This window comes from Brevundimonas sp. Root1423 (assembly GCF_001426805.1).
The window spans coordinates 1-6,326 of the sequence record NZ_LMFL01000065.1 but is presented as its reverse complement, the minus strand read 5'-3'; the positions used below and the strand labels follow the sequence as shown (position 1 = coordinate 6,326).

5 protein-coding genes and 1 pseudogene are annotated in these 6,326 nt (G+C 70.6%); 3 read left to right on the top strand and 3 right to left on the bottom strand.

Annotated features, from left to right (window positions below; translation table 11 throughout):
• The 3 genes and pseudogenes from ASD25_RS32535 to ASD25_RS26675 form a co-directional block, all read left to right on the top strand.
• Positions 1-1,309 (top strand): annotated as a pseudogene (locus ASD25_RS32535) (ribonuclease E/G); the annotation flags it as partial.
• A 66-nt stretch (positions 1,310-1,375) separates the two neighbouring features.
• Positions 1,376-2,791, top strand: coding sequence for a M48 family metalloprotease (locus ASD25_RS26680; RefSeq protein WP_156376932.1), 1,416 nt, complete (start codon positions 1,376-1,378; stop codon positions 2,789-2,791).
• A gap of 22 nt (positions 2,792-2,813) precedes the next feature.
• Positions 2,814-3,590, top strand: coding sequence for a thioredoxin domain-containing protein (locus ASD25_RS26675; RefSeq protein ID WP_056621492.1), 777 nt, complete (start codon positions 2,814-2,816; stop codon positions 3,588-3,590).
• Between the two features lie 16 nt (positions 3,591-3,606).
• Here ASD25_RS26675 and ASD25_RS26670 read toward each other — a convergent pair whose 3' ends face one another.
• The 3 genes from ASD25_RS26670 to ASD25_RS26660 all read right to left on the bottom strand — a co-directional run.
• A complete protein-coding gene (locus ASD25_RS26670) occupies positions 3,607-4,389 on the bottom strand; it encodes a chorismate mutase (RefSeq protein ID WP_055829166.1) in 783 nt (260 codons plus the stop codon).
• A 230-nt stretch (positions 4,390-4,619) separates the two neighbouring features.
• Positions 4,620-5,207, bottom strand: coding sequence for a prephenate dehydratase domain-containing protein (locus ASD25_RS26665; protein WP_055829164.1), 588 nt, complete (start codon positions 5,205-5,207; stop codon positions 4,620-4,622).
• Positions 5,204-6,326, bottom strand: a 1,123-nt coding sequence (locus ASD25_RS26660) for a 3-deoxy-7-phosphoheptulonate synthase class II (RefSeq protein WP_056621490.1), incomplete at its 5' end; no start/stop codon positions are given. The genes ASD25_RS26660 and ASD25_RS26665, both read right to left, overlap by 4 nt.

The following is a 6,326-nucleotide window of genomic DNA, read 5'->3' as shown; positions in this document are numbered from 1 at the left end:
CCGAAGTCTGCCGCATGGCCAATGTGCTCAAGAGCCTGGGCGTCGCCAATGTGCTCAAGAGCCTGGGCGTCGTGAAGGGCGACCGCGTCACCCTCTATATGACCTGCGCCTGTGCACSGCCGTSGCCCTCTACATCCTGAACCACAAGCGCGACTATCTGCAGCGCCTGCTGGCCCAGCGCGGCCTGAACGTCGTCATCSTSATCGACGACACCCTCGGCCAGGGCGAYCACTCGCTSGARCGCACCGAAACCAACGAGGACTTCGTCCCSSAGGAACGSCCCGARGCCTTCATCGACCTCGACGACGACTTCGACGACAGCGCCTTCGAGGACGAGGACGAGGACGACGAAGAAATCATCGCCGACGACGACGCCCTGGACCGCGAGGACACGGACGACGACCAACCCCGCGAGCGGACCGAACGCGTCGAGGGCGAAGGCGGCCGGGGCCGCGGCCGTCGCCGTCGCGGCGGACGCCGTGACGGCGCCGAAGCCTCGACGGACGAGGCCGCGCCTGTGGCCCCCGCCCTCGCCGCCGGCGAGGACGACGACGACAGCGAGAACGGCCGCCGCCGCCGGCGCGGACGCCGCGGCGGTCGCCGTGTGCGGGAAGAGGGCGGCGAGCGCGACGGATTCAACTGGGTGCGCGGCCGCACGCCGTCGCTGGAGGACCCCTACGTCTGGTTCGATCCCATCAATCCCGAACGCACCGAGCCGCGCGCTGAAGCAGACGCCACTCCGGCCGGCGATGTCGACGAGGTTGTCGGCGAACGGCCCGAGGGCGAGATCGGCGGCGAACGCGGTCCCCGCTCGCGCCGTCGTCGTGGACGCGGTCGCGGTCGCGATCGCGGCAGCGAACAGGGCCTGACCCACGAGACCAAGGTCGAGACCCGCGCCACCAACGAGGGCATGCCGCCCGACGGTTCGGTCGATACGCCGATGGCCGTGGTCATCGACGACGCCGACGTCGCCCCGGTCGCCATCGCGGAAGAGCCCAAGCGCCGGCGCGTCCGCCGCAAGGTCTCGGCCAGCGCAACCGCCGCGTCGGAGGCCGAAGCCGTCACCGCGCCGATCGAGCCCAACGAGGCCGAGCCGGAAGCCGCGCCCGCGGTGCTCGACGTCACGCCCGCCGAAGCCACGGTCGAGATAGCCGAGGCGCCAGTCAGGCCGGAGCCCGCGCCCGCTCCTGTCGTCGAACGCGTCGCACCGCCGCAGCCCGAGGTCGATGTCGCCGCCCTGATCGCGGAAGACCCGAACCAGATCGTGGCTCCGCCAGAGAAGCCGAAGCGCGGATGGTGGCGCCGCTGAATGGCCGTGATTAGGTAGTGACCATCGGCCGGGCGGGGGCGCAGACTTGGGTATGAGGAGTTCGCAGTGAACTGGCTGTCCCGAAACGCCGCCGCCCGGCTGTCCGGCGCCATCGCCGCCGTCGGCCTCGTGCTGGCCGCGGCGTCGCCCGCCACGGCCCAGAGCGCCATTCGCGACACCGAGATCGAGGGCATCATCCACGCGTGGTCGGACCCCGTGTTCACCGCCATGGGGCTCGAGCCGTCCGAGATCGAAATCCTGTTGATCAGCGAAAACGACCTGAACGCCTTCGCCACGCGCGGGCGCATCCTGGGCGTCAACACCGGCCTGATCCTGAAGACGCGCAGCGCCAACGAACTGCTGGGCGTGATCGCCCACGAGGCCGGGCACATCAAGAACCGCCACACCCTGCGCGACGGGGCCCAGGGCGCGGGCATGCAGCCCATGCTCATGACCATGGCGCTCGGCGCGCTCGCGATCGCGGCCGGCGCGCCCGACGCCGGCGCGGTCCTGTTGGGCAACAGCCAGTATTTCGGCACGCTCAACGCGCTGCGCTACATGACCCATCAGGAAGGCGAGGCCGACAACACCGGCGCGCGGGCGCTCCAGAACGCGGGGCAGTCCGGTCGCGGTCTGGTCACCTTCTTCGAGAATTTCCGCGCGCAGGAGGTGTTCTCGGATCAGCGGCGCTATCCCTATTTCCGCAGCCACCCCCTGTCGTCGGAGCGGATCGAGAACCTGCGCCGCTTCGTGGCCGAACAGTCAAATTACGATCATCGCGACAGCCCTGAACGTGTCGCCGAACACGCGCTGATCCTGGCCAAGATCCACGCCTTCATGGACGCGCCGAACCAGACGCTGCGCGATTATCCGGAGAGCGACACATCCCTGCCGGCGCGCTACGCCCGCGCCATCGCCCTGTATCGCGACGGCCAGACCGAAAGGGCGCTGGCCGCGGTCGAGGTGTTCCTGACCGAACAGCCGGAGAACCCCTATTTCTGGGAACTCAAGGGCCAGATCCTGTTCGAGGAAGGCCGGCCCGCCGAGGCGATCGGCGCCCACCAGCGTTCCGTCGAATTGAAGCCCGACGCCCCCCTGCTGCGCATCAACCTGGCCCACGCCCTGATCGAAACCCGCGACCCGGCCAAGCTGGACGAGGCCGTCAACCAGCTGAAACGCGCCACGGCCCTGGAGCATGACAACACCCTGGGCTGGCGGCTGCTGAGCCAGGCCTACGCCAGCCAGAACAGGGAGGGCGAGGCCCGCCTGGCCTCAGCCGAAATGTATTTCGCCATGGGCGCCGAACAGCAGGCGACCCAGTTCGCCCTGCGCGCCCGCGACATGCTGACCCCCGGCACCGCCGAATGGACCCGCGCCATGGACATCGTCTTCGCCTCGGGCGCGACCCAGGACGACATCGACGACGTCGACCGCCGCAACAGCCGCCGCGACCGCGGCGGCGTCATCCCCGCCGCGGGCTGACTTCCTCCTTACCGAGACTCCCATGACCGACGCGCCAGACCCGACGCCCGCGCCAGACCGCGGCTTCTTCGACCGTCCCCGCGCGGCGATGGCGGCCATGGCCGTGTCCCTTGTCGCCCTGGGACTGGCGGCGGCGCCCTATGTCTCCGGGGGCGATTTCGACGGGCGGGTCCGGGCCTATCTGCTGAAGAATCCGGAAATCCTGCAGGAGGTCAGCGCGGCGCTCCAGGCGAAGGAGGACGGCGCGCGCACCGATGCGATCAATCAGCGCGCCGCCGCCAGTCCCTCGCTGCTGGCCGTCAGCGCGCAGGACCCAGCCTTCGGGCCGGCTGACGCCAAGGTCACGGTGATCGAATTCTTCGATTTCCGCTGCCCCGGCTGCAAGGCGACGGCGCCGGATGTGCTGCGTCTGATGCAGGCCCACCCGGACGTGCGGTTCGTGTTCAAGGACTGGCCGATCCTTGACCGCGGGACCGACGACGTTTCGCACTACGCCGCCCGCGCCGCCCAGGCCGCGCACCGCGAAGGCAAGTATCTGGCCGTGTTCCGGGCCCTGATGGCCGAACCTGCTCTGAACAAGGCGGCGGTCGACCGCATCCTCGCCGCGAACATCGCGGGCCCCGCCGCACAGGCGGCGATGTCGAGCCCGGAAACGGCGCGGCATCTGGCCGACGTCCAGACCTCGGCCTCGGGCCTCGGCCTGCTCGGCACCCCGACCTTCTTCRTCAACGGCCGCGCCAGCGCCAGCATCCAGCCCGCCGACATCGACCGCGCCATCCGGGCGGCCAAGGCGGCCTGAGCCCACTTCTTCGGTCCTAGCCGATCGCGCCGACGCAGCCCTCGTCGCCGCCGACCGGCAGGGCGGCGTCGGTCAGCGACAGGGTCCAGCCGTGGTGGGTCGCGAGACCGCGCCGACGGATGTCGCCCCCGTCGCCGGCGTCTCCGCCGGCGACGACCAGGACGCGCCGGCCGCTCGGCAGGGCCGCGGGATCGATCCGCCCGACCGCCAGCGCTGTCGGCGTCGCGCCGCCGAAACCGTCGAACACGCTGAGCATCGACCAGTCGCGGCGCAGGCCGATCCACCAGGCGCTGTCGGCGTTGACCGCCAGCACGGCGACGCCGTGGCCTTCCGCGGCCCAGGCCAGCGCGGCCTCGGGATCATGGACGGCGCGCATCCCGGCGGCGGCGCCGAAGCGCAGCCGGGCGCCATCGAAGGCGCGGGTCGGCTCGATGGGCGACCAGACCTGGACCTTGATCCGGCCCTGACGCGCCAGACCCCAGCCGACGATCTGCCGCCAGAGGGATTCCACCGCCTCGCGGTTGTCGGGACGGGCCTTGGCCAGCATTCGCGCCAGCACCGCCTGTTCGCGGTCGGGGCGCAGCTTCACATGGGGGCCGGCGGGCGCGTCCTTGGCCTGGCCGACGCGGGCGGCGATGGCGAGGCGGCGCTCGAACAGGGCCAGCAGCTCGTCGTCGAGGTGATCGATCTCGTGACGCAGGGCCGCCAGGGCCATGTGTTCGGGCGAGATGTCGGTGACCGCAGCGACGGCGGTCGGCCAGACTTGCTGGAGGGCGGGGTTGGTACGGAAATGGGGCACGGGAGAGGGCTTTCGGTTTCGGTCACGGCGCTGTGGGGGTTTGCGGGCCGCCGCCCCGTTGCGGGGCGGTCGCCGGCGAGGCCGTCAGGACGATGTCCCGGACGCCTCAGCCGGCGTATCGAAAGCCGTAGAAATACAGGTCCGCGGCCGCGGAAACGCGGGCGGAGGCAGTCGCAGCGATGGCTTGCGGGCGGACCATGCCGCTCAAAGGGCGCACGGATCGTGCCGCGTCAAGCCGGATGGGCGCTGAGAAGGACAAAACGCGTCCGGTTGTCTTCCGAATCCTGAATATCGTTGCGCAGGATCGACAGTTCATAGACCTCGGCGGCGCGTGTGGGCGCCACGGCGGCGCGGGTGAGGTCGCCTGCTTCGGCCACGGCGCGGGCCGCGCCGGCCGTGTCGAAGGCCTCGACCGGCGTCAGGCCCAGGGCCGCGAGAGAGTCCGGACACTGGCGCAGGGCGATCGGATGGCTCTCGGCCGTCTTCACGCTGCGCAGGGTCGCGCCCGACGGCGCCATCAGGGCGAGGCGGATCGGACGCCAGACCTCGGAGACGATGTTCAGTCCCGCGGCCTCCACCAGGGACGCCGCCGGCTCGATCCGGCCGACGGAGGTGTTTTCGACCGGGATCAGGGCGCAGCCGACCTCGCCGGACTTCAGCGCCGCGAGGGCGCCCTCGAACGAGTCATAGGCGACGGCCTCGTCCCACGGACGAAGGTCGAGACAGGCTTCGTGACTGAAGGCCCCCGGGGCGCCCTGGTAGGCGCAGCGTCCGCCCGCTTCGTCCCCTGCGGGCCTGCCGACGCCCTCCATGCTCATGCCGCCTCCGATCGCGCCTGACGGCCCGCCTTCAGCCGTTCGGCGACCAGGAAGGCCAGTTCCAGCGCCTGATCGGCGTTGAGGCGCGGATCGCAGTGGGTGTGGTAGCGGCTGGACAGGTCATCCTCGGTCAAAGCCTGGGCCCCGCCGAGGCATTCGGTGACGTTCTGGCCGGTCATCTCGAGATGCACGCCGCCGGGGTGGACGCCTTCGGCCTCGGCCACGTCGATGAAGCCGCGGACCTCGGCGAGGATGCGTTCGAAGGGCCGGGTCTTGTAGCCGTTGCCGGCCTTCAGGGTGTTGCCGTGCATGGGGTCGATGGACCAGACCACGCGCCGACCCTCGGCCTTCACCGCCTTCATCAGGCGCGGCAGGCGGTCGCCGACCTTGTCCGCGCCGAAGCGGCCGATCAGGGTCAGGCGTCCCGGGATGTTGTCCGGGTTCAGGGCGTCGATCAGCGGCAGCAGATTGTCCGGCTCCATGGTCGGCCCGCATTTCAGGCCGATCGGATTCCTGATGCCGCGCGCGAACTCGATGTGGGCGCCGTCCAGCTGGCGGGTGCGCTCGCCAATCCAGACCATGTGGGCCGAGGTGTCGAACCACTCGCCGGTCGCACCGTCCAGGCGGGTCAGGGCGCTCTCGAGGTTCAGCAGCAGGGCTTCGTGGCTGGTGAAGACCTCGACCCGGCTCAGGTCCGGATGGCTCTCGGGCGTGACGCCGACGGCCTCCATGAAGGCCAGGGCCTCGGTGATCTTGTCGGCCAGTTCGCGGTATTTGTGGCCGTAGGCGCTGTCGGCCGCGAACCCCATGGTCCAGCGGTGGATGTTGTAGAGGTCGGCGTAGCCGCCGCCGGCGAAGGCGCGCAGCAGGTTGAGGGTCGAGGCCGACTGGTTGTAGGCGCGCAGCAGCCGCTGCGGATCTGGCACGCGCTCTTCCGGCGTGAAAGCCATGCCGTTGATGATGTCGCCGCGGTAGCTGGGCAGGGTCTTTCCGTCGATGGTCTCCAGCGAGGACGAGCGCGGCTTGGCGAACTGGCCGGCGATGCGTCCGACCTTCACCACCGGCTTGCCGCCGGCGAAGGTCAGGACCACCTTGCCGCCGGCGAAGGTCAGGACCACC